At 69.8% G+C, this 22,556-nt stretch carries 24 protein-coding genes and 1 tRNA gene; 13 read left to right on the top strand and 12 right to left on the bottom strand.

Going from position 1 to position 22,556, the window contains the following annotated elements; all coding sequences use genetic code 11:
- Positions 1 to 139: 139 nt before the first annotated feature.
- Positions 140 to 1,423 carry a PTS transporter subunit EIIC gene (locus tag ACZ7L4_RS18935; protein WP_472103836.1) on the bottom strand — a complete coding sequence of 428 codons (1,284 nt, stop codon included), beginning with the start codon at positions 1,421 to 1,423 and terminating at the stop codon, positions 140 to 142.
- A gap of 190 nt (positions 1,424 to 1,613) precedes the next feature.
- Between ACZ7L4_RS18935 and ACZ7L4_RS18930 the strand changes: the two genes are divergently transcribed.
- The 4 genes from ACZ7L4_RS18930 to rdgB all read left to right on the top strand — a co-directional run bounded on the left by ACZ7L4_RS18930 (position 1,614) and on the right by rdgB (position 3,844).
- Positions 1,614 to 1,847, top strand: a complete 234-nt coding sequence (locus tag ACZ7L4_RS18930; RefSeq protein WP_306322340.1) for a PTS sugar transporter subunit IIB — start codon at positions 1,614 to 1,616, stop codon at positions 1,845 to 1,847.
- Positions 1,848 to 1,926: 79 nt separating this feature from the next.
- Positions 1,927 to 2,661: a ribonuclease PH gene (rph, locus tag ACZ7L4_RS18925; RefSeq protein WP_356376303.1), complete on the top strand. Its 735-nt coding sequence runs from the start codon at positions 1,927 to 1,929 to the stop codon at positions 2,659 to 2,661.
- A 146-nt stretch (positions 2,662 to 2,807) separates the two neighbouring features.
- The gene (locus tag ACZ7L4_RS18920; protein ID WP_472103834.1) at positions 2,808 to 3,197 is read left to right on the top strand and encodes a hypothetical protein; all 390 of its coding nucleotides are present in this window, start codon (positions 2,808 to 2,810) and stop codon (positions 3,195 to 3,197) included.
- A 41-nt stretch (positions 3,198 to 3,238) separates the two neighbouring features.
- Entirely contained in the window at positions 3,239 to 3,844 is a 606-nt protein-coding gene (gene rdgB, locus ACZ7L4_RS18915) for an RdgB/HAM1 family non-canonical purine NTP pyrophosphatase (RefSeq protein ID WP_472103832.1), read from the top strand.
- An 840-nt stretch (positions 3,845 to 4,684) separates the two neighbouring features.
- Here rdgB and ACZ7L4_RS18910 read toward each other — a convergent pair.
- From ACZ7L4_RS18910 to ACZ7L4_RS18895, 4 genes are read right to left on the bottom strand one after another with little or no spacing between them, the layout of a single operon-like run.
- Positions 4,685 to 5,392: a DUF1707 SHOCT-like domain-containing protein gene (locus ACZ7L4_RS18910; RefSeq protein WP_472103830.1), complete on the bottom strand. Its 708-nt coding sequence runs from the start codon at positions 5,390 to 5,392 to the stop codon at positions 4,685 to 4,687.
- Between the two features lie 25 nt (positions 5,393 to 5,417).
- The gene (locus ACZ7L4_RS18905; protein ID WP_472103828.1) at positions 5,418 to 6,395 is read right to left on the bottom strand and encodes an ABC transporter ATP-binding protein; all 978 of its coding nucleotides are present in this window, start codon (positions 6,393 to 6,395) and stop codon (positions 5,418 to 5,420) included.
- 17 nt (positions 6,396 to 6,412) lie between these two features.
- Positions 6,413 to 7,216 (bottom strand): ABC transporter permease, encoded by an 804-nt coding sequence (locus tag ACZ7L4_RS18900; RefSeq protein ID WP_472104070.1) that lies wholly within the window; start codon positions 7,214 to 7,216, stop codon positions 6,413 to 6,415.
- Between the two features lie 13 nt (positions 7,217 to 7,229).
- Positions 7,230 to 8,033 carry an ABC transporter permease gene (locus tag ACZ7L4_RS18895; RefSeq protein WP_472103826.1) on the bottom strand — a complete coding sequence of 268 codons (804 nt, stop codon included), beginning with the start codon at positions 8,031 to 8,033 and terminating at the stop codon, positions 7,230 to 7,232.
- Positions 8,034 to 8,192: 159 nt separating this feature from the next.
- Here ACZ7L4_RS18895 and ACZ7L4_RS18890 point away from each other — a divergent pair, with 159 nt between their 5' ends.
- Positions 8,193 to 10,472, top strand: a complete 2,280-nt coding sequence (locus tag ACZ7L4_RS18890; protein WP_472103824.1) for a transglycosylase domain-containing protein — start codon at positions 8,193 to 8,195, stop codon at positions 10,470 to 10,472.
- 30 nt (positions 10,473 to 10,502) lie between these two features.
- Here ACZ7L4_RS18890 and ACZ7L4_RS18885 read toward each other — a convergent pair whose 3' ends face one another.
- Together ACZ7L4_RS18885 and ACZ7L4_RS18880 are read right to left on the bottom strand one after the other, a co-directional pair.
- Positions 10,503 to 10,805, bottom strand: a complete 303-nt coding sequence (locus ACZ7L4_RS18885; protein ID WP_266718636.1) for a GroES family chaperonin — start codon at positions 10,803 to 10,805, stop codon at positions 10,503 to 10,505.
- Positions 10,806 to 10,906: 101 nt separating this feature from the next.
- Positions 10,907 to 11,245: a DUF3618 domain-containing protein gene (locus ACZ7L4_RS18880; protein WP_472103822.1), complete on the bottom strand. Its 339-nt coding sequence runs from the start codon at positions 11,243 to 11,245 to the stop codon at positions 10,907 to 10,909.
- Between the two features lie 145 nt (positions 11,246 to 11,390).
- Between ACZ7L4_RS18880 and bcp the strand changes: the two genes are divergently transcribed.
- From bcp to ACZ7L4_RS18865, 3 genes are all read left to right on the top strand, one after another.
- Positions 11,391 to 11,858, top strand: coding sequence for a thioredoxin-dependent thiol peroxidase (gene bcp, locus ACZ7L4_RS18875; protein WP_266710760.1), 468 nt, complete (start codon positions 11,391 to 11,393; stop codon positions 11,856 to 11,858).
- Positions 11,859 to 12,031: 173 nt separating this feature from the next.
- On the top strand, positions 12,032 to 13,534 hold the full coding sequence (proP, locus tag ACZ7L4_RS18870; protein ID WP_472103820.1) for a glycine betaine/L-proline transporter ProP: 1,503 nt from the start codon (positions 12,032 to 12,034) through the stop codon (positions 13,532 to 13,534).
- Positions 13,535 to 13,714: 180 nt separating this feature from the next.
- Positions 13,715 to 13,798, top strand: a tRNA-Leu gene (locus ACZ7L4_RS18865).
- Positions 13,799 to 13,867: 69 nt separating this feature from the next.
- Here ACZ7L4_RS18865 and ACZ7L4_RS18860 read toward each other — a convergent pair.
- Positions 13,868 to 15,190 (bottom strand): SGNH/GDSL hydrolase family protein, encoded by a 1,323-nt coding sequence (locus tag ACZ7L4_RS18860; protein WP_472103818.1) that lies wholly within the window; start codon positions 15,188 to 15,190, stop codon positions 13,868 to 13,870.
- A 411-nt stretch (positions 15,191 to 15,601) separates the two neighbouring features.
- Between ACZ7L4_RS18860 and ACZ7L4_RS18855 the strand changes: the two genes are divergently transcribed.
- Genes ACZ7L4_RS18855 through ACZ7L4_RS18845 form a run of 3 tightly spaced genes read left to right on the top strand, consistent with a single transcriptional unit; the run spans position 15,602 to position 18,288 of the window.
- Positions 15,602 to 16,885, top strand: a complete 1,284-nt coding sequence (locus ACZ7L4_RS18855; protein WP_472104068.1) for a DUF445 domain-containing protein — start codon at positions 15,602 to 15,604, stop codon at positions 16,883 to 16,885.
- A 12-nt stretch (positions 16,886 to 16,897) separates the two neighbouring features.
- Entirely contained in the window at positions 16,898 to 17,890 is a 993-nt protein-coding gene (locus ACZ7L4_RS18850) for a GlxA family transcriptional regulator (protein WP_472103816.1), read from the top strand.
- A gap of 5 nt (positions 17,891 to 17,895) precedes the next feature.
- Positions 17,896 to 18,288 (top strand): VOC family protein, encoded by a 393-nt coding sequence (locus ACZ7L4_RS18845; protein ID WP_472103814.1) that lies wholly within the window; start codon positions 17,896 to 17,898, stop codon positions 18,286 to 18,288.
- Here ACZ7L4_RS18845 and ACZ7L4_RS18840 read toward each other — a convergent pair.
- The gene (locus tag ACZ7L4_RS18840) at positions 18,285 to 18,593 is read right to left on the bottom strand and encodes a hypothetical protein (RefSeq protein WP_450818021.1); all 309 of its coding nucleotides are present in this window, start codon (positions 18,591 to 18,593) and stop codon (positions 18,285 to 18,287) included. The genes ACZ7L4_RS18845 and ACZ7L4_RS18840 overlap by 4 nt on opposite strands.
- A 107-nt stretch (positions 18,594 to 18,700) precedes the next feature.
- Complete coding sequence (locus tag ACZ7L4_RS18835) at positions 18,701 to 19,174, bottom strand: carboxymuconolactone decarboxylase family protein (protein WP_472103812.1); 474 nt, start codon at positions 19,172 to 19,174, stop codon at positions 18,701 to 18,703.
- A 230-nt stretch (positions 19,175 to 19,404) separates the two neighbouring features.
- Here ACZ7L4_RS18835 and ACZ7L4_RS18830 point away from each other — a divergent pair, with 230 nt between their 5' ends.
- Positions 19,405 to 20,475 (top strand): hypothetical protein, encoded by a 1,071-nt coding sequence (locus ACZ7L4_RS18830; protein WP_472103810.1) that lies wholly within the window; start codon positions 19,405 to 19,407, stop codon positions 20,473 to 20,475.
- Here ACZ7L4_RS18830 and ACZ7L4_RS18825 read toward each other — a convergent pair.
- Positions 20,393 to 20,626, bottom strand: a complete 234-nt coding sequence (locus ACZ7L4_RS18825; RefSeq protein WP_472103808.1) for a DUF397 domain-containing protein — start codon at positions 20,624 to 20,626, stop codon at positions 20,393 to 20,395. The two genes, ACZ7L4_RS18830 and ACZ7L4_RS18825, sit on opposite strands and share 83 nt — an antisense overlap.
- On the bottom strand, positions 20,626 to 21,471 hold the full coding sequence (locus tag ACZ7L4_RS18820; RefSeq protein ID WP_472103806.1) for a helix-turn-helix domain-containing protein: 846 nt from the start codon (positions 21,469 to 21,471) through the stop codon (positions 20,626 to 20,628). The genes ACZ7L4_RS18825 and ACZ7L4_RS18820 overlap by 1 nt, the downstream gene beginning before the upstream one ends.
- Before the next feature lie 214 nt (positions 21,472 to 21,685).
- Here ACZ7L4_RS18820 and ACZ7L4_RS18815 point away from each other — a divergent pair, with 214 nt between their 5' ends.
- Complete coding sequence (locus ACZ7L4_RS18815; protein WP_472103804.1) at positions 21,686 to 22,315, top strand: ATP-binding protein; 630 nt, start codon at positions 21,686 to 21,688, stop codon at positions 22,313 to 22,315.
- The last annotated feature ends 241 nt before the right edge of the window (positions 22,316 to 22,556 follow it).

The raw sequence follows: 22,556 nt of genomic DNA, 5'->3' as shown, positions 1-22,556 counted from the left end.
AGTGGTGTAGACCTGTTGTAGCACGGTCAAGGCGGGATAAGGAACCCTTGATTCCCGCGGCAATCCCGCACCAAAGGGCCCCCGGACCGAGTGGTCCGGGGGCCCTTTGCCGCAGGCGCTCGTGGCCGAGCCGAAAGCGTTATGCCTTGGTGATGTCCTCGACCTCTTCCTCGGGCTCGCGCCCCGGAGTCTTGATGTCCCACTTCGTGATCGCGAAACGGAAGATCACGTAATAGAGGGCGGCGAAGACGAGGCCGATCGGAATGATCATCCATGGCTTGGTGGCCAGATTCCAGTTGATCAAGTAGTCGATCAGGCCCGCGGAGAAGCTGAAGCCGTCCTTGACGCCGAGCGCCCAGGTCACCGCCATCGACACACCGGTCAGGACCGCGTGCACCGCGTACAGCGCCGGCGCGATGAACACGAAGGAGTACTCGATCGGTTCGGTGATGCCGGTGACGAACGAGGTCAGCGCGAGCGAGAGCATCATGCCCGCGACCACCTTGCGCCGCTCCGGCCGCGCGCAGTGCACGATCGCCAGGCAGGCCGCCGGGAGGGCGAACATCATGATCGGGAAGAAGCCCGACTGGTAGATGCCCGCGCTCGGGTCGCCGCTCAGGAACATGTTGATGTCGCCGTGCACGGTCGTGCCGTCGGGCTTCGTGTACGAGCCGAACTGGAACCACAGCGGGACGTTGAGGAACTGGTGCAGACCGATCACGAGCAGCGCGCGGTTGGCGACGCCGAAGATGCCGGAGCCGATGGCGCCCAGACTCTCCAGCCAGTTCGAGAAGCTCTCCAGCGCGTCACCGATCGCGGGCCAGACCCACAGGCACAGCGCCGCGAAGACGATGCCGACGAAGGCCATGATGATCGGGACGAGCCGCCGGCCGTTGAAGAAGCCGAGCCAGGAGACCAACTTGGTGCGGTGGTACCGGACCCAGAAGAACGAGGCCAGGAACCCCATGATGATGCCGCCGAACACGCCGGGGTTCTGATACGTGGCGGCGGTCACCGCCCCGTCCGCCAGACAGCCCGTCGCCACCTCCTTCGACCCGGACGGGCAGTCGATCGGGAACTGGTGGAGCACGCCCCGGTAGACGAGGAAGCCCGCCACCGCCGCGAGAGCCGTCGAACCGTCCGCCTTCTTGGCCATGCCGATCGCGACACCGATGCAGAAGAGCAGCGGCAGCCCGAGGTCGGCGTCGAGCAGCGCGCCACCCGCGCCCGAGAAGACCTTGGCGACATTCGTCCAGCCGAGACCGTCGTCGCCGAAGACGTCGGGCTGGCCGAGACGGTTGACGATGCCCGCCGCCGGCAGCACGGCGATGGGCAGTTGAAGGCTGCGCCCCATCTTCTGGAGCCCCTGGAAGAAGTTGCTCCAGGGGCTCGGTCGTGGTGCGGCGGCAGCGTTGGAGCTCATGAGCATCCTCCCGGAACAAGCCACGCTTGGCGGTCGTTGGATACTGGTGTAGACCAGTTGCGGGGACGGGTCGGTCCGTGCTCGTCATCTTTCGTCACGGGTGGGGTTACCGCCCGAGAAGATGGGCCAACCGTGGGTTACCGTGACAAAGCGGCCCAGAGGCGGGCCCGGAGAACACAGGGAGAACGAAATGGCCACGAAGGCTGAGAAGATCGTCGCCGGCCTCGGCGGACTCGACAACATCGAAGAGGTCGAGGGCTGCATCACCCGCCTGCGCACCGAGGTCTCCGACCCGAGCCTGGTCGACGAGGCCGCGCTCAAGGCCGCCGGCGCCCACGGCGTCGTCAAGATGGGCACCGCGATCCAGGTCGTCATCGGCACCGACGCGGACCCCATCGCCGCCGACATCGAAGACATGATGTGACCCACTGAGGTCCGCCGCAAAAGGCCCCGCCCCCGACGCCGGGGGCGGGGCCTTCGGCGTACCGGATACGCTCGTCCCCATGTCTCGCATCGACGGCCGCACCCCCGAACAGCTCCGCCCGATCACCATCGAACGAGGGTGGAGCAAGCACGCCGAAGGCTCCGTCCTCGTCTCCTTCGGAGACACCAAGGTCTTCTGCACCGCCTCCTTCACCGAGGGCGTCCCGCGCTGGCGCAAGGGCAGCGGAGAGGGCTGGGTCACCGCCGAGTACTCGATGCTCCCGCGCTCCACGAACACCCGCGGCGACCGCGAGGCCGTGCGCGGAAAGATCGGCGGCCGCACGCACGAGATCAGCCGCCTGATCGGCCGCTCGCTGCGCGCCGTCATCGACTACAAGGCCCTCGGCGAGAACACCATCGTCCTCGACTGCGACGTCCTCCAGGCCGACGGCGGTACGCGCACGGCCGCCATCACCGGCGCGTACGTGGCGCTCGCGGACGCGGTGGCCTGGGCCCAGGGCAAGAAGATCATCAAGGCCGGCCGCAAGCCGCTGACCGGTTCGGTGAGCGCCGTCTCCGTCGGCATCATCGACGGCGTCCCGATGCTCGACCTCCCCTACGAGGAGGACGTGCGCGCCGACACCGACATGAACGTCGTCTGCACCGGCGACGGCCGCTTCGTCGAGATCCAGGGGACCGCCGAGGCCGAGCCGTTCGCCCGCGACGAGCTCAACTCCCTGCTCGACCTGGCCGTCGCGGGCTGCGACGAGCTCGCCGCGATCCAGCGCAAGGCGCTGGAGGAGACGCTCGGATAACTGCTTGCGGAGGTAAAGAACTCCCCAAGTAGGGTGGCGGGGCACAGCAACCGCACAGCCATCGACTGCGTCACTACGGGTGGGTGGACGGCCGCACGACACCAACTGCCGTCCGCCCGTCCGTACTTCAGGGGGAGGACCCTTCCATGCCCGCGCGCCACCGCCGTCTCGCCGTACTGGCCGCCACCGCGGCACTCGTCGCGATTCCGGCCACCGTCGGCTGCTCGGCCGTCGACAAGGCACTCGACTGCGCCCGCACCGCCGAATCCATCGCCGACAGCGTGACCGAGCTCCAGCAGGCCGTGGAGAACGCGTCCAACGACCCGACGCAGGCCGACGAGTCCCTCGACAAGATCGACAAGAACCTCGACAGCATCGGCGACAAGACCGACAACGCCGATGTCTCGAAGGCCGTCGACGACCTCAACAAGGCCGTGGACAACGTCCGTACGTCGATCAAGAACGGTGACGAGACCCCGGACGTCTCCCCGGTCACCGACTCCGCCGGCGAGCTGACGAAGGTCTGCACGTCGTAGGGGAGGGGCGGCCGGGGTGCGGGTGGCTGGATACTGGAGGCATGACCCGCCTCATCCTCGCCACCCGTAACAACGGCAAGATCGTCGAACTCCGTTCCATCCTCGCCGACGCCGGCCTGCCCCACGAGCTGGTCGGCGCCGACGCGTATCCCGAGGTCCCGGACGTCCGGGAGACCGGAGTGACGTTCGCCGAGAACGCGCTCCTCAAGGCCCACGCCCTCGCCAAGGCGACCGGGCTGCCCGCCGTCGCCGACGACTCCGGGCTCTGCGTCGACGTCCTCGGCGGTGCGCCCGGCATCTTCTCGGCGCGCTGGGCCGGAAAGCACGGCGACGACCAGGCGAACCTGGACCTGTTGCTGGCCCAGCTCGGTGACATCGACGACGACGTCCATCGGGGGGCCCACTTCGCGTGTGCGGCGGCGCTTGCGTTGCCGGACGGGACGGAGCGGGTGGTGGAGGGGCAGTTGCGGGGTGTGCTGCGGCACGCGCCTGCGGGGTCGGGTGGGTTCGGGTACGACCCGATCCTTGAGGTCGAGGGGGACGGCCGTACGGCGGCGGAGCTTTCGGCGGACGAGAAGAACGCGATTTCCCACCGGGGGAAGGCGTTTCGGGCGTTGGTGCCGGTGGTGCGGGAGCTCTTGGGCTGAGCGTCCGTTACGGTCGACCGCTCCTAGGCCACGGGGCTCCGCCCCGGACCCCGCGCCTCAATCGCCGGCGGGGTTGAATGACCTACCTGCACCGCACGGGCAAGGCTTCCCGCTGCCTACCCTGGCCCGTTGGCCCGCCCATCTCCCACCCACCCGCCCCCTCCGGGGGCTACGGCCCCCGTGGGTGAGGGGCCGTGCTGAGGCGGTGCGTTGGTTGGGGTGTCCCGGTGTCAGGGTGTTTCGCCGCGCGGGGTTCGACGCCGCAGGCCCCTCCTGCCGGCGCCGACATCTGCGTGCCCCGCCTATCTCCCACCCGCCCCCTCCGGGGGGGGGCTACGGCCCCCGTGGGCGACGCGCTGTGCTGAGGCGGTGCGTTGGTTGCGGTGGTCCGGCGCCAGCAGGGCTCGACGCCGCAGATTACTTCTGCCGGGGCCGGTACCTGCGTGAACCTGAGGCCCGTGCCGACGTGGAACGCATCTGAGTCGTCCGGCGCAGCGGGCAAAATCAAGCCCCTGCGGCGATTGAGCAGCGGGGTCCGGGGCGGAGCCCCGAGGCGTAGGAACGGCCGACCGCAACGGTTGCGGAACCCCGCGGGGCCGAAGCCCCCGGAGGGGGCGGGTGGGTGGGAGATGGGCGCCAGGCGGGGGATGGGCGACGCCGGGAAGCAGCACATCCGGCCCGCGGCGCGGGAGGCGCCGACCCCGCCTCAGCAACCCCCGCCCCGCCTCCGGCAGCCCACCGGCCCCCTGCCGACCTCACCCCGCCCCCGGCCTCCGGTCGACCTCACTCCCGCCCCCCCCGGTCCGAGCCGCGCTCAACCGCCCCCGGTCCGAGCGGAGCTCACCCGTCCCCCCGCTCCAACCGCCCCCGCCGCCTCTCCTCCTTCAGGCGGCGCTTCTCCGCCCGTGTCACCTTGCGTTCCACGCCGACCCCGCCCCAGAAGGCGAAACCGGTGACCACCACCCGTGGCGCGCCCGGATCGCCGGGGACACCCTCCTCGTTGTGGTCGAAGCCGCCCATGATGCCGATGCCGCGCACCACGACCTCCACGCCCGGCGGCACGACCACGTTCATCCCGCCCATGACCGCCACGCAGTTGATCACGATCTCGCGCGCCTCGAAGTCCGCCTCGCGCAGATCGATCTCGCCGCCGCCCCAGAACGCGAAACAGTTGAAGCGCCGCGGCGCCGTCCACCGCCCCTTGCGCTGGAACCCGGACATGATCCCGACGCCCCACGTGGAACTCGCCTCGCCCCGGATCCGCGCCGACCAGTCGACGGCCCCCTCCGGCAGCGGCTCCTTCACGAAACTCACGGCCCCCGAAGCCCCCGCCCCGACCGGCAGGTCCTTCGTCAGCGGCGCCAACTCTCCGTACGTACGCGCCTGGTACGCCGCGTCGAGCCGTTCGCCGAACTCCTCCATGTCGAGCCGCCCCTCGGCGAGCGCGTCCCGCAGCCGCTCGGCGACCAGCTCCCGGTCGGCATCGGACGCGCGCAGTTCGGGCCGGGAGTCAGCGGAGGGCCTCGGGAGGCCGGATTCGTCCGTCATGGGTGTCAGCGTACGAAGGTCGGCGTCACGGCGCTACGGACGTGTCCCGCGCGTACATCCTCGCGATCACCGCCTCGATGTCCGGCTCGCGCACCGACAGGTCGACCAGCGGATACCGCTCCGCGATCCGCGCCACGAGCGGCGCCGCCGACTGCCCGGCCGGGAACGCCAGCCACTGCCGCGCCCCCTCCACCTTCACGACCCGCGCGAACTCGACGTCCAGTGGCGGCAGTTCACGCTCCAGGTCCACGACGAGCGTGCGCTCCGCCGCCGCGCCGCCCGTCGCGTGCAGGCCCTCCAGCTCGCCGTCGTACATGAGCTTCCCGTGGTCGATGACCATCACCCGGCGGCACAGCTGCTCGATGTCGGTCAGGTCGTGCGTCGTGAGGAGGACCGTCGTGCCCCGGTCCGCGTTCAAGTCCCGGAGGAATCCCCGGACTTTGACCTTCGACACGACGTCCAGGCCGATCGTCGGCTCGTCCAGGTACAGCACCTCCGGGTCGTGCAGCAGCGCCGCCGCGATGTCCCCGCGCATCCGCTGCCCGAGCGACAGCTGGCGCACCGGCACGTCCAACAGGTCGCCCAGTTCGAGAAGTTCGACGCAGCGGGTGAGGTTCTTCTCGTAGCGGCTCTCCTCGATGCGGTACATGCGGCGCATCAAGCGGTACGAGTCGATCAGGGGCAGGTCCCACCACAGCGTCGTCCGCTGCCCGAAGACCACACCCATGCGCTGAGCCAGGCGCGCCCGCTCCCGCGACGGATCGATCCCCGCGACCCGCAGACGGCCCGCGCTCGGCATCAGGATCCCCGTCAGCATCTTGATCGTCGTCGACTTCCCCGCCCCGTTCGGCCCGATGTAGCCGACCATCTCGCCGCGCCGCACGCCGAAGCTCAGCGAGTCCACGGCCCGCACCTCGCGCCGCTCCCGCCGCATGAAGCCCGTCTTGCGCCGTACGTCGAAGACCTTCTCGACCTCGTCGAGCCGGATGAACTCGTCTCTCATGGGCCCCACTTCCAACGTCAACTCCCCGTGCTGCGATACGTACGAAGCGCCGCCCGCCAGGCGAACAGCGCGAGGGCCAGACAGCCCGCCGCCACCAGCGGCGGCGCGAACGCCACCCACCGCGGCAGATCGAGCGGATAGGGGCGGCCCAGGATGTAGAGGCCGGGCAGCCAGTTCACGAAGGCCAGGGGGAGGACGAAGGTGACGCCCCGCAGCAGCGTGTCGCCGAAGACCGTCGGCGGGTAGCTGAGCATCGCGTTGCCGCCGAACGTCGCCGCGTTCTGCACCTCGGAGGCGTCCTGCGCCACGATCTGGAAGGCCGCGCCCGCGATGAACACGGCCGTGAAGATGGCGCCGCCGCTGACCACCAGGGCCGGGACGAGCAGCACCTTCAGCGGCGTCCACGCCACGTCGATCGCCGTGAGGCCGTAGCCGAGGACCACCACGCCCTGCGTCACCCGCCCCAGCCTGCGCAGTGCGAACCGGTCCGCCGCGACCTGCGCGAGCACCGGCGCGGGCCGCACCAGGAACGTGTCGAGCGTGCCGTCCCGCACCCGCTGCCCGAGCCGCCCCACCGAACCGAACGCCAGGTCGGCGAGCCCGAACGACGTGCCCGCCGCCCCGTACAGGAACGCGATCTCGGGCAGCCCGTACCCGCCGAACCGGTCGACCTGCGAGAACATCAGCAGGATCCCGACGAACTCCAGGCCGGTCACCGCGAAGTTCCCGAAGACCGTCATGAGGAACGACGCCCGGTACGTCATCGTCGACCGGATCCACATCCCGCCCACGAGCCGGTACGTCCGCGCCGCCTCGCCCATCACCGTGCCCCGCTCAGCCACCCTGCAGCACCACCCTCCGTGTCGCGGCGGACTGCAGCAGCCGCCCCGCGCCGAGCAGCACCACCGCCCACGCCCCCTGGAACAGCAGCGCGCCCGCCACGCCCCGCTCACCGAGCAGCACATCCGCCGGCACCTGGAGAAGCGCCGACCACGGCAGCGCGCGGGCGAACTCGCCGAAGGCGCCCGGGAACACGTTCAGCGGCAGCAGCATCCCCGAAAGGAACGTCGACACGAGCCCCGACATCTGCACCACCCCGCTGCCGTCGAGCAGCCAGAACGCGGACAGCGCCACCAGATAACGGATCGCGAAGCTCACCGCCGCCCCCGCGAGCAGCGTCAGCAGGAACGCCACCCACCTCAACGGGTCCGTGGGCAGCGCCAGTCGGAAGATCAGCGACCCCACCGCCATCGGCACGACACCGCGCCCCAGGAACTGAAAGGCCGCCCGGCCCAGGTCCTGCGCCAGCCACCAGCACTGCAGATCCACCGGCCGGTACAGATCGACGGCGATGTCCCCGCTGCGGATCCGCTCCATCAGATCGGTCTCGAAGCCGCCGCCGATCTGCAGCACCATCACCGCGAACATCGCCTGCCCGACCCACACGAACGTCAGTGCCTGCGCCTGGTCGTACCCGCCGAGGTGCGGCCGCTCGTCCCACAGCGCGATGTACGTGCAGGCGATGATCAGGCCGAACACGGTGTTCGTGAAGACCCCGGCGAGCGTCGCCCCGCGATAGGTGGCGTATCTGCGGAAACCTCCGGCCGCGACGGTCGCGTACAGCCGCACTGCTCCCACCAGTCCAGTCCCCCTCGCGAAATGGGCCGAAGCGCAGGAGCCTAGTCACAGGGCGCGTCGCCTGCCACGGATTTTCCGCGTGGTGTAGCAGTCTTGGAGGTCATATGTGTCATACGAGGCGTACGTGACGTACGAGGCGGATCAGGAGTTCCACAGGACATGAGCAGCGACGAGCCGGAGCAGCCGCAGCAGCCCGAGCAGCCTGAGCAGCCGACGGAGCCCCAGGAACCGGCAGCGCACGACGCGGGCGCCACACCCGCCGCCACCGGCAAGGCCAAACGCCCCAAGCGCACCGGTTGGCGGCGCCTGATCCCCACCTGGCGGATGGTGCTCGGCGGCATCATCGGCTTCGTCCTGCTGTGCATCGGCCTGTTCGCCCTCGGCTACGCCCTCGTCGACATCCCCGCCGCCAACTCCGCGGCGACCGCGCAGAGCAACGTCTACCTGTACGCGAACGGCGACCAGATCGCCCGCGACGGCGAGGTCAACCGGGAGAACGTGAGCCTCACTCAGATCCCCAAATCGGTGCAGCACGCCGTGCTCGCCGCCGAGGACCGCGACTTCTACTCCGAGTCCGCCGTCGACCCGCAGGCCATGCTGCGCGCCGCCTGGTACACGCTCACCGGCAAGGGCAAGCAGTCCGGCTCGACCATCACCCAGCAGTACGTGAAGAACTACTACCTCGGCCAGGAGCAGACCGTCTCCCGGAAGGTGAAGGAGTTCTTCATCTCCATCAAGCTGGACCGCGAGAAGTCCAAGGACGACATCCTCGAGGGATACCTCAACACCAGCTACTTCGGGCGCAACGCGTACGGCATCCAGGCCGCCGCCCAGGCCTACTACGGCGAGGACGTCCAGGACCTGTCGGCCGCCCAGGGCGCCTACCTCGCGGCCCTGGTCAACGCCCCCAGCGCGTACGACGTCGCCGCCCACCCCGAGAACAAGGACGCGGCCACCGCCCGCTGGAACTACGTCCTCGACGGCATGGTCAAGGAAGGCTGGCTCGACGCCTCCGACCGCGAGAACATGAAGTTCCCGACGCCCGACCAGGCGAAGGCGCCCTCCGGCCTCTCCGGGCAGCGCGGCTACCTCGTACAGGCCGTGAAGGACTACATCACCGACAACAAGATCCTCGACGAGGACACCCTCGCCGGCGGCGGCTACCGCATCACCACGACGCTGCAGAAGAAGAAGCAGAACGCCTTCCAGAAGGCGGTCGACGACCAGCTGATGTCGAAGCTCGACAAGAACGCCCGCGACATCGACAAGAACGTCCGCGCGGGCGGCGCCGCCATCGACCCCTCCAACGGCAAGGTCCGCGCCATGTACGGCGGCGTCGACTACACGAAGCAGTACGTCAACAACGCCACCCGACGCGACTACCAGGTCGGCTCCACCTTCAAGCCGTTCGTGTTCACGTCCGCCGTCGAGAACGCCTCGACCACCCAGGACGGCCGCCGCATCACCCCCAGCACCATCTACGACGGCACCAACAAGCGCCCCGTACAGGGCTGGGACGGCGGCCACTACGCCCCCGCCAACGAGGACGACCGCTCCTACGGCAACATCACCGTCAGCGAGGCCACCGACAAGTCGGTCAACGCGGTGTACGCGCAGATGGCCGTCGACGTCGGCTCGGACAAGGTCAAGCAGACCGCCCTCGACCTCGGCATCCCCTCCGACACCCCCGACCTGACGGCCTCCCCGTCGATCGCGCTCGGCCCGTCCACCGCCTCCGTACTCGACATGACCGAGGCGTACGCGACGCTCGCCAACCACGGGGAGCACGGCACGTACACGCTGCTCGACTCGATCACCAAGAACGGCGAGGACGTCACGCTCCCCAAGAAGGAGACCCGGCAGGCCGTCCCGCGCGCGGCCGCCGACACCACCACGTCGATCCTCAAGTCGGTCGTCGACGGCGGCACCGGCACCGCAGCCAAGGCCGCGGGCCGCCCCGCCGCCGGCAAGACCGGCACCGCGGAGGAGGACAAGGCGGCCTGGTTCGCGGGCTACACCCCCGACCTCGCGACCGTCGTCTCCGTGATGGGCCAGGACCCCGTCTCCGGCGCGCAGACCCCGCTGTACGGGGCGACGGGCCTCCCGCGGATCAACGGCGGCGGCTACCCGGCACAGATCTGGGCCCAGTTCACCCAGGCCGCCCTCTCCGGCACCCCGGCGAGCGACTTCGACCTGGACCTCCAGAGCGGCGCCGAACAGGAACCACTGCCCTCGGCCCCCGAATCCGCCTCGGAAACGGCGACCGAATCCCCCTCGGACACCGCCTCCGCGACACCCTCGGACGAGGAGACCCCCTCCGACGAACCGTCGAGCGAGACGCCCCCGTCCGAAGAACCGACGGGCAGCGAGGAACCCACCGATTCACCCAGCCCCGGCGACACGGACATCAACCCGCTCGGCGCCCTGAACTCACCTTGAGCCCTGCGATCGGCGTGTGTCGGCGGTCGACTACAGGTACAGCCCCGTCGAGTCCTCGGAACCCTCGAACCGGTCGGCCGCCACCGCGTGCAGGTCCCGCTCGCGCATCAGCACGTACGCGACACCCCGCACCTCGACCTCGGCCCGGTCCTCCGGATCGAACAGCACCCGGTCACCCGGCTCCACGGCCCGCACGTTCTGCCCGACCGCGACGACCTCCGCCCAGGCGAGCCGCTTGCCGACGGCCGCCGTCGCGGGAATCAGAATGCCGCCACCACTGCGCCGCTCGCCCTCGGAGGAGTCCTGCCGCACGAGCACACGGTCGTGCAGCATGCGGATGGGCAGCTTGTCGTCATGGCTGGTGCTGTGCTTATCGGGATTGGCGCTCACGCCGACGAACTTACCTGCACCGAGCGCCCTTGTACGCCCCCGGGTCAGCGCTTGCGACGCCGCGAACCCACCACGAGCAGCCCGGTCACACCCACCACGACGAGCGCGACCGGCACGATCCGCTCCAGACGCGGCGCGCCCTCCTCGGAAACCAGCTGCCCCCTCACCTCGGAGACCAGCCGGTTCGCCCCCACGTACGCCCGCCCGAGCGTGTGGTCGACCTGCGAGGCGACCTTGGCCTTCGCGTCGCCGACGATCGTCTTCGGGTGCACCCGGATCCCGATCTCGTCGAGCGTCTCGGCCAGGGTGTCGCGACGGCGCTTGATGTCCGCCTCGATCTGAGCCGGGGTTCGCGTGTCCGGGGTATCCGGCGTGCTGGACATGTGCGACACCGCGCTGCCTCCAAGGTCGCTGCTCTCACTGCGTATGAGTAATGGACAGTCTGTCAGCTCGCCGCCTCCGCCACCCCCCGGGCACCCCCATTACGCTCAACCGAGTCCACTTGTCACGACGCCCCAGGAGGCCCCCATGAGCGAGCGACTGCAGCCCGGCGACACCGCGCCCGCCTTCACCCTGCCCGACGCCGACGGCAACGAGGTCTCCCTCGCCGACCACAAGGGCCGCAAGACGATCGTCTACTTCTACCCCGCAGCGCTTACCCCCGGCTGCACGAAGCAGGCCTGCGACTTCACCGACAACCTCGACGTGCTCGCCGAGGCCGGCTACGACGTCATCGGCGTTTCCCCCGACAAGCCGGAGAAGCTCGCCAAGTTCCGCGAGAAGGAAAACCTCAAGGTCACCCTGGTGGGGGACCCCGAGAAGAAGGTTCTCGAGGCCTACGGCGCCTTCGGCGAGAAGAAGCTCTACGGGAAGGTCGTCACCGGCGTGATCCGCTCAACGGTGGTCGTCGACGAGGAAGGAAAGGTCGAGCGCGCCCTCTACAACGTGAAGGCGACCGGCCACGTAGCGAAGATCATCAAGGATCTCGGCATCTGAGAATTCCCGCATCCGCCGGACCCGCTCCACGTGCGGAAGTTCGGTCATTGACGGAGGTTAGGGACGAAAGGTTGTGACGAAAGTCCCGATCGCTTGGGACTTTCGTTTGCAACCAACGACCGTGAGCAGGTGGAACCTGGAAGCGCTTTGCAGTCAGAGAAGGGATCCACCCCATGACCACCGACACCGAGGAAGGGCTGGTGCCCGACCCGGAGGCGGTCAAGCGTCACCGCGCCTTGTTCCGCGCCGTCAAGCGGCGCAAGAACCCGCCGCTGCGCCGCACCGACATCACCGTCACCGACGACACCGCGGTGAAGCGCGCGGTGAAGGCGGCCTCGCTCGGTAATGCCATGGAGTGGTTCGACTTCGGCATCTACTCCTACCTCGCCGTCACCATCGGCCATGTCTTCTTCCCCTCCGGGAACGACACCGTCCAGCTGATCTCGTCGTTCGCGACCTTCGCGGTCTCGTTCCTCGTACGCCCGATCGGCGGCATGGTCTTCGGTCCCATGGGCGACAAGGTCGGCCGCAAGAAGGTCCTCGCGCTGACGATGATCCTCATGGCCATCGGCACCTTCGCGATCGGCCTGATCCCGTCCTACGCGACGATCGGCTTCTGGGCCCCGGTCCTGCTGATCCTCTTCCGGCTCGTCCAGGGCTTCTCCACCGGCGGCGAGTACGGCGGCGCCTCCACCTTCATCGCCGAGTACGCCCCCGACAAGAAGCGCGGATTCTTCGGCAGCTTCCTGGAGTTCGGCACCCTCGCCGGCTACGTCGGCGCGGCAGGACTCGTCACGATCCTCACCTCCGTGCTCGGCAGCGACGGCATGGAGTCCTGGGGCTGGCGCGTCCCGTTCCTGGTGGCGGGCCCCATCGGCCTGGTCGGCCTCTACCTGCGGCTCCGCCTCGACGAGACCCCCGCCTTCCAGAAGCTGGAGGACGAGTCCTCGCACCGCGCGACCGACGCCGCTTCCTCCGTGGAGACCACGGCCAAGGGCGACCTGGCCAAGATCTTCCGCGACTACTGGCCCACGCTGATCCTCTGCATCTGCCTCGTCGGCGCCTACAACATCACCGACTACATGCTCCTCTCGTACATGCCGACGTACCTGTCGGACGAGATGGGCTACTCGGAAACGCACGGCCTGCTGATCCTGATCGTGACGATGATCGTCCTGATGTGCCTGATCAACCAGGTCGGCAAGCTCTCCGACCGCTTCGGCCGCAAGCCGCTCCTCATGGCCGGCATGATCGGCTTCTTCGTCCTCTCGGTCCCGTCCTTCCTCCTGGTGAAGAACGGCGCCCTGTGGGCCGTCTCGCTCGGCATGCTGATGCTCGGCCTCTCCCTGGTCTGCCTCCTCGGCACCATGTCGGCGGCCCTCCCGGCGCTCTTCCCGACGCAGGTCCGCTACGGCTCCCTCTCGGTCGGCTACAACCTCTCGGCCTCGATCTTCGGCGGCACGACCCCCCTGGTCATCACCGCCCTCATCGGCCTCACCGGCTCCGACATGATGCCGGCCTACTACTCGATGGCCGCGGCCCTCATCGGCGTCATCGCGGTGGCCTGCATGAAGGAAACCGCCCAGAAGCCCCTGGCCGGCTCCCCGCCCTCGGTGGAGACGGACGAGGAGGCCGCGGAAATGGTCGAATCCCAGGCGCCTACGCCGAGGTTCTGACCCGCTCTTCTCCTCGAACCGCCCCGTTGCCCGTCGGCACGGGGCGGTTCGTCCTTTCCTCAACCGGCAAGCGCCGACGAGGACTTGGCGGCCAGGCCGTGGGCGCGCCCCTCGGGCGGGGAGCACCGTCGTACACTGACGAGGCGGAACGGGCAGCCAAGGCGAGTTGTCCGTTTTGATGCGGTCGTGGCGGAATTGGCAGACGTGTCGGGTTTAGGTCCCGGTGGGAGAAATCCCGTGAGGGTTCGAGTCCCTCCGACCGCACACGCAAAAGGGCGCCCCCGGCATCGGGAGCGCCCTTCTTCGTACGTCGCCGGTCTCAGCCGGTACCGGCTACAGCTCCGCCCCCGTCGACCCCCGCAGCGACGACAGGTCCAAGGCCTCCGCCATCTTGCGGTAGCCCGCGTCGCTCGGGTGGAGGTGGTCGCCGGAGTCGTACTGGTCCAGGAGGCGGCGCGGGTTGTACGGGTCGCGCAGGGCGCGGTCGAAGTCGACGTAGCTGTCGAAGACCTTGCCGGCGCGGATCTGCCCGTTCACGGACTGGCGGACCGCCTCGAGGTTCGGGCGGTAGCCGGGGTGGCCCTGGAACGGCATGAGCGTCGCGCCGACGACCCGCAGGCCGCGCGCGTGCGCCTGCCGGGTCAGCTCGCGCAGGCCGTCGACGATCTTCGCCGGGTCGGTCTGCTGCGGCGTGCGCAGGATGTCGTTGATACCGAGGTCGATGATGACGGCGCGGACGCCGGAGCGGCTGAGCGCGTCCCGTTCGAAGCGGGAGAGGCCGCTCGGGTTGTTGGCGGGGCGGCCGAAGCCGTCGGCCAGTATCCGGTTGCCGCTGATGCCCTGGTTCACGACGCCGTAGCGCGGGGCACCCGACTCCGTGCGCAGCCGCTCGGCGAGGACGTCCGTCCACCGGCGGTTGGCGCCCATGGTGGAGGTGATGCCGTCGGTGAGGGAGTCGCCGACGACGACGACGGTGCCCTGCGCCTCGTTGCTGAGCACGTCGAGGGCGCTGAGGTAGCGCCAGTACGGGCTCTGCTGGTTGTAGAGCGTGCCGCTGGGGTCCTCGGTGCGGTCGCCCCGGGCGACGTACGACATCTGGCGGGCCTGCGGGTGGTACGTGACCGGTCCGGACGGCGTCGGCGAGTACGTGGTGACCAGGATGTCGGAGTCGCTCGGCACGGTGATCCGCAGCGCGTCGCTGACGGCCTGCTGGCCGGGCTGGATGACGACCGAGGAGTTCCCGTTGAACGTCAGGCGCCGCATCGTGTCGGACAGGGCCGTCGGGTTGTTGGGCGCCGAGGCCACGGCGATCGAGGCGTGCGTGATGCGCAGCGGCGACTGGCCGTACAGGTTCGAGAGGGTGATGCGCGCGGCGTTGCCGCCGACGCTGGTGTGCACGATGTTGCGGATGGAGTGGCCGTAGAAGCCGTTCGTCTCCGTGCCGGGTTCGCCGCCTGCGGGGGAGGCGGACCAGCTGCCGGCCCAGGTGCCGGTGGAGGCGGGGGCGGCGGAGCTGCGCGGGTGTGCGCCGCCCGCCTCTATGTTGTCGTCGCCGCCGCCCAGGACTCCGGAGAAGCCCACGTAAATGGCGGCAGAGATCATCACGACGACCGCGACGAGCGCGGTCAACAAGGCATAACCGTGACGCTTGGTCATGCGGTGTGTTTCTCCTCGGGCAGGGGGAGCCCGAGGCTCCGATGTGATGATCCCATGATGCGTCATGGGGCGGGCTGGGGCCGACACTGCCCCCCTCCGGACAGGTAGACGCCGGGAACCTTTGGTTCGTTCCGGGAGTAGGTCAGGAAGGGACAATGTGTGAGGCGGATGACAGTCGAGTCGAAGTCGACGAGTCGGGCCGATGACCGATGCGGAGTGGGCTGAGTGGACGGCGACGTGAAGCGCGGGGCTCAGGGGGCCGATGGGGCGTCCCGGGGTGCGTCTCGTGGGGAGTCCCAGGGGGAGTCTCCGGGGGCGTACGACACAGCGGACAAAGCAGTTGAAGCGGCCGAAGCGGACACCGGGAAGTCTTCCCGCGCCACATCGGGTCAATCCCGGCCCTCCCGGCCCATCCGCCCCGCCCGCCGCTTCGTCGCGGAGTTCACCGCGGCCGACGAGGAGAAGCGGCGCGGCGTGCGCCGGATGAAGCTGACGGCGACCGGGCTGCTCGTCCTCGTGGCGCTGATCTACGTACTGGCGACGTGGGCGGAGCACGCGGGCGCGGGCGCCTGGACGGGGTACGTGGCGGCGGCCGCGGAGGCCGGCATGGTCGGTGCGCTGGCGGACTGGTTCGCGGTCACCGCCCTGTTCCGGCATCCGCTGGGCATCCCGATCCCGCACACGGCGATCATTCCGAAGAAGAAGGACCAGCTGGGCGTCTCGCTCGGCGAGTTCGTGGGCGAGAACTTCCTCTCCGGCGACGTCGTACGGGACCGGTTGCGCTCCGTCGGCATCGCCAGCCGCCTCGGTGCGTGGCTCGCCGAGCCGGAGCACGCCGATCGGGTGACGGCGGAGGCGGCGACGGCGCTGCGGGGCGCCCTGACCGTGCTGCGCGACTCGGACGTGCAGGCGATCGTCGGCGAGGCCATCACGCGCCGCGCGGACAACGCGGAGATCGCGCCGGGCCTCGGCAAGATGCTGGAGAAGGTGGTGGCGGACGGCGGCCACAAGCGGGTCGTCGACCTGGTGTGTGCCCGCGCGCACGACTGGCTGGTGCTGCACTCGGACTCGGTGATGGACGCGGTGGAGGGCGGCGCCCCCGGCTGGACGCCCCGGTTCGTCGACAGGCGGGTGGGCGAGCGCGTCTACAAGGAGCTGCTGCGGTTCGTGACGGAGATGCGCGACATGCCGGACCACCCGGCGCGCGGCGCGCTCGACCGTTTCCTGGGCGACTTCGCGGGCGACCTGCAGTCGGACTCCGACACCCGGGACCGTGTGGAGCGCCTGAAGTCGGAGATCCTGGGCCGTTCCGAGGTGCAGGACATCATCGCCTCGGCCTGGTCCGCGGTCCGCCAGATGATCGTCGCGGCGGCCGAGGACGAGCGCAGCGAGCTGCGCCTTCGGGTGCGGGCGTCGCTGCTCTCGCTGGGCCGCCGGATGGCGACGGAGCCGGACGTCCGCTCGAAGGTCGACGGCTGGGTGGAGGGCGCGGCGGTGTACGTCGTGACGACGTACCGCGCGGAGATCACGTCCCTGATCACGGACACGGTCGCGGGCTGGGACGCCGAGCACACGACCCGCAAGATCGAGGCGCACATCGGCCGCGACCTGCAGTTCATCCGGATCAACGGCACGGTGGTGGGTTCGCTCGCGGGCTTGCTGATCTTCACGGTGTCGCGGGCGCTGGGGGCGTAGGGCAGTGCGGACATGAGCGGAGCGCGGGCGAGGCGCCGTCGGCGGCCGGTGGCGGTCCTCGTACGGGACGGTGTGCTGCCGATGGAGCTGGGCCTGGTCCACCAGCTGTTCGGTACGGCCCGCGATCCGGTCACGGGGGAGCGCCTCTACGAGGTGACGACGTGCGCGCCCCGTCCCGGCCGCATCCGCACGGACGCCGACTTCCCGATCTACGCGGAGCACGGCCTGGAGGCGGTGGCTGCGGCGGACACGGTGCTGGTCCCGGCCTCGCACGAGTCGGACGAGGAGCTCCGGAAGGGGGATCTGGAGTCCGAATTGGAGGAGTCGCTGTCGGCGGTCCGCGGCCGGGTGGCGTCGATCTGCACGGGCTCGTTCGTCCTGGCGGCGGCGGGCCTTCTGGACGGCCGCCGGGCGACGACGCACTGGATGTCGTCGGAGCTGTTCGCCCGTACGTTCCCGTCGGTGACGGTGGACGCGGACGTCCTCTACGTGGACGAGGGCCGGGTGCTGACCTCGGCGGGGGAGGCCGCGGGCATCGACCTGTGCCTGCACATGATCCGCGAGGACCACGGCGCGGCGGTGGCGACGGAGCTGGCGCGCCGCACGGTGGTGCCGCCGCACCGGGAGGGCGGCCAGGCGCAGTACATCCAGCGCCCGGTGCCGCTGGAGGAGGCGGGTGGCCCTGCGTCGACGTCCCGCTCGCGGGAGTGGGCGCTGGGGCGACTGGCGGACCCGCTGACCCTGGCGCAGCTGGCGGCCCGTGACGCCATGTCCGTCCGCACGTACAACCGCCGCTTCCGTGAGGAGACCGGCATGACTCCGATGACGTGGCTGAACCGGCAACGGGTGGACCGGGCGCGGGAGTTGCTGGAGCGGACGGACCACACGGTGGACCGGGTGGCGGCGGAGACGGGCTTCGGCTCCGGCACGTCGCTGCGCCAGCACTTCCAGGCGGTCCTCGGGGTGTCGCCGGGGGCGTACAGGGCGACTTTCCGGGGACGATGACGTCCATGGCAACGGACGAGAACGAGACACACACCCACATCCGCAGGGCAGTCCCGAACGTGTCAGTGCCCGACGAGGCGGCGATGACGGCGAACCGCGACTTCTATGGAACGCTCGGCTTCCGCGAGGCCATGAACATGGGCTGGATCATGACGATGGTCTCGCCGTCCGACCCCACCGCGCAGATCCAGTTCTTCACGCACGAGGCGACGGGCCCGGTGGTGCCGGACATCAGCGTGGAGGTGGACGACGTCGACGCGGTGTACGCGGCGCTGCGCGCGGCGGGCGCCGACATCGTCCACGACCTGCGGGACGAGGAGTGGGGCGTGCGCCGCTTCTTCGTACGGGACCCGCAGGGGAAAGTGGTGAACGTGCTCTCGCACGGCCGCGCCGACTAGGCGGCGCGGCGGTCCACGAGGACGTACGACGCGGCGGCGACGGCCCCGGCGACACCGAACACGGCGGGCCACGCCCCGACCTTCTTGGCCAGCGGGTGCGAGCCGGCGAACGCCGCCACGTACGCGCCCGTCAGCGCCCCCGCGACCTTCCCGCCCCGCGTCTTCGTCCACTGCGTCGCGGCGGCGGCCCCGGCCACGGCGAGCACGGCCCCGCCCAGCTGCCGCTTCTTGGTGAACCGGGCGGTGGCGTAGCCCCCGACGAGTCCGGCGGCGGCTATCGGGGCGGTGGGAAGGGCGCGGGCCATGGGGCGAACCTCCTGCGTAGTGGTGTCCGGAAGCGGCTTCCGGAGGGCGGGCCGGGACCCGTGGGTGGGCCGGTCCCGCCCATTTGTGAGGTTACGCCCTGGGTCCGTCAGGCGAACTGGCCGGGCTGGTAGGACCCGGCGGGCATCTGCACCATGACGTTCATGCGGTTGTAGACGTTGATGATCGCGATCAGCGAGACGAGTGCGGTGAGCTGCTCCTCGTCGTAGTGCTTCGCGGCGTTCGCCCACACCTCGTCCGGGACGCCGCCGGCGGCGTCGGCGATCCGGGTGCCCTGCTCGGTCAGTTCGAGCGCGGCGCGCTCGGCGTCGGTGAACACGGTGGCCTCGCGCCAGGCGGCGATCAGGTTGAGCCGCTGCTGGGTCTCCCCGGCGTGCGCGGCGTCCTTGGTGTGCATGTCGGTGCAGAACCCGCACCCGTTGATCTGGCTGGCCCGGATCTTCACGAGCTCCTGGGTGACGGCGGGCAGCGAGGAGTCGGCGACGACCTTCCCGGCGGAGTTGATGTGCTTGATGACCTTCCCGGCGATGGGGCTGGTGAAGGGGTTGAGGCGGGCTTCCATGTGGACTCCTCGGGTACGCCCTGCGCGGGCCTTGTTGATGGCTACGTAGATGTGACGGAGCCGGGACCGCGAGTGTGACAGCCCGAAGTGTGATCTGGGTCTCACGTGCCGGTGGGGCTGTGACGCGAAATGACAACGGAGCGGCGCTGAGCCGTCACAGTCCGGTCCGCGCCCCGCCACGGGCCGGGTACGGAGAGGTGAGCGCGCGCGGGGCCGGGCACGAAGCGAGCGTGAACGACACCACCTCCGTGCGCGCCCTCGCCCGCCACCCGCTCGCACTCACCCAGGACCAACTCCTCACGCGCGAACAGCTGATGGACCTCGGCTGCGCGAACTCGACCACGAACCGCCGTTGCCACCCTGGCGGCCCGTGGCAGCGGCTGCTGCCGCGGGTCCACCTCCTCCACTCCGGCACCCCGACCCCGCGTCAGCGCATGCGCGCGGCGCTCCTGTACGCGGGTGAGCAGGCCCTGCTGACGGGGCACGCGGCGCTCGCGGTACGGGGTTTCCGCGCGGCGCCGCGCCCGGAGCGGTTGCGCTGGGTGGACGTACTGGTCCCGTACGAGGGGACGGGCGCGCGCGGAACGTCGTACGTGAAGGTGCACCGCACGCGACGGATGCCGGAGGGGTGCCCGGTGGCGGGGTTGCGGTGCGCGGCGCCGGCCCGCGCGGTGGCGGACGCGGTGCCGGCGCTGGCCTGCGAACGCGATGTGACGGCGCTCCTGGCGGAGGCGGTGCAGCGGGGCTTTTGCACGCCGGACGACCTGCTGGCGGAACTGTCCGCGTCGCGGCGCCGCCATGCCCCGTACGTGGCGAGGTCGACGGCCCACTTGATGGCGGGCATCCACTCACCCCTGGAGGCGGACGCCCGTACCTTGATCCACACCTACGCCCTCCCGGAACCCCTGTGGAACCCGAACCTCCACGACCCGCTGACCGGCACCTTCCTGGCGCGCCCGGACGCGTACTGGCCGGCGGAGGGCCTGGCCCTGGAGGTCGACTCCCGCGAGTACCACCTGGACCCGGCCTCCTGGCGCCGCACCCTCTCGCAACGCAACCGCCTCGCCACGGCGGGCCTCCCGGTGCTTGCCGTCACGGCGGAGGATTTGCGGGGGCGGAGGGAGGGGGTGGCGGGGGAGATTCGGGGGGCGTTGACCGCGGCGCGCCGCAACCCGTCACCTTCGCTTCTGGTCAACCCGCCGCGGCCGGGCGCGAGTTCTACCTCACGCCCTGCGGGCCGCGGGGGTGGCGGCCGGGGTCCTGAAGGGAGAGCAGGAACTCGGCCCAGGGGCGGGCGCTGAAGGTAGCGACATGCCCTTCGGGGGCCTTGGAGTCACGTATCGCCATCCCACCGGTGACGGGGCAGGCCTCCACGCACTCACTCGTATTGGCGCCGCTGTACGACGACTTGAACCACGTCCGAGCCGCTGGAAGCGCGGGCCCACCTTGCATTAGAGCTCCTTGCGTACGTTCTGGATCACGGCGGCGGATGCCTCCATGTCCAACGCTTGTGCGCGAAGGTATTCGAACGCAAGCCGGTAGCGCGCGAGTTCCTCCTCCTTTTCCAGGAAGAGCGAGCCGGTGTGGATGTCCACGTACACGACGTCGAGGGCCGACTCCGCCGCTCCCAGGATGACGAAGCTCCCCAGGGCGGCCCCGTGGGCCCCCTTGGCGAACGGCAGGATCTGCAGCGTGATGTGTTCCGACTCGCTGGCTTCGAGGAGCCGGTCGAGCTGCGCCTTCATGATGGCGGGCGAGCCGACGACCCGGCGGATCACGGACTCGTCAAGGACGGCCCACAGGTGGGGAGGGTTCGGGCGGTCGAGGATCGCCTGCCGCTTCATGCGGATGTCCACGAGCCGCTCGATCTCGGACTGGGCGAGCCGTACTTCGTTGGCCTTCTGGAGCGCGGTGCTGTACTCGCGGGTCTGGAGCAGCCCAGGGACGTAGACCGAGCAGAAGTGATCCTCGCGTACGGCCTCGTCCTCCAGGGTGAGCAGCAGGTTCATGCTCTCCGGGATGGAGTCGGTGAAGGAACTCCACCAGCCTTGTTGCTTGGCGTCTTTGGCGATCGCGACGACTGCCTGACGTTCGGCGTCGGTCGCGTCGTACTCCCGGCACAACGCGTCTACGACGAGCCATTTCACAGGGCCGGCCTGCGTCTCGTACCGGCTGACGGTCGCCTTCGATACGCCGACCAGATTCCCGGCCTCTTCAAGGGTGAGCCCCTTGCGTGCGCGCAGCTTGCGCATCATCGCGCCGAGCTGGCGGCGGCGTGTGGTGGTCCGGACGGACATGGACTTCCTCCCCGCAGGCACCGGGTGGCCCCGGAGATCCCAATCAGGCTAGGCGTGGCGGGAGTTGGCGGACCAGCGGATTCACTCGATGGATTCTTGTGAGAAGTTACACAGTGAGACTTCTCTGTGCCATGCTCGTGGTCGTTCCGCTACGCAGCGCAGTCGCATGGATGCGGCGGGCGCAGCGCTGTGTGGCCTCGGAGGGAGTACGGCTATGGCCGACTACGACGTCTCTTCTGAGCCCCAACTCCGTTACGTGCTGCTCTTTGAAGCGGCCCCGATCGAAATGCGGCGACTGCGCCAGGAGGTCGCCGGCCTGCTTGAGCGCTGGTCGCTTGATGCCCTCGTGGAGGAGGTCCAGCTCGTCGTGACAGAACTCGCGACGAACGTCCTGCACCACGTGGGAGCGGGCGCGACGGCAACGCTGATTGCGGAGCTCAGGGGTGGCCGCTTCCGTATTGAGGTCCATGACCAGAGCCAGGCGATCCCGCTGGTTACGGGCGTGGGGTGCGGCGCGGAGTGCGGTCGCGGGCTCCATCTGATCGCCGCGCTCGCTGAAGAATGGGGCACTCTGCTCACGGCTTCAGGCAAGGCGGTTTGGTGTGAACTGGCCCTCCCGGGACGCCAATTCCCCTCCGGTGTTCGGCGTGCCCACGACGCACTCCAGGCCTATCAAGACCACCGCGGGCGTCCGCTCCTGTTCGCGGTGAAGGCCCCGACTGGGCTCGCTCAGCCTGCCGTCGAGTTGATCGCTGACTTGCTGCACTGGGCGGCGGCACGGGGGTGCGATCCGGACGATCTGCTGGATCAGGCGGTTGTGCGGTACGAGGGGGAGGTGGCGTGAGGGGTCGGGCCTTGGGGCTTGTCCGACGCCTTTGGACTCTGGCCGGGCTGGGGGCCGGCCGACGGGGGGCGCGGCGAGATGGGGCGCCGGGCCCTGAGGGCGTCATGACGGTAGTGCCCGAACCGGTCGCAGAGCCGGTGCTTCTGCCAGCGCACCGTTCTCCGTACGGTCTGGATTCACCGATCAGAGGTGAGGAGAATTCGCTGGTGCGGCCGTACCTGGCTGCGGTCGATGAACGCTG

Source organism: Streptomyces sp. NPDC107575 (genome assembly GCF_055657265.1).
Note: the sequence above shows the minus strand (reverse complement) of the source record. Positions and strands in the feature narration are given on the sequence as shown.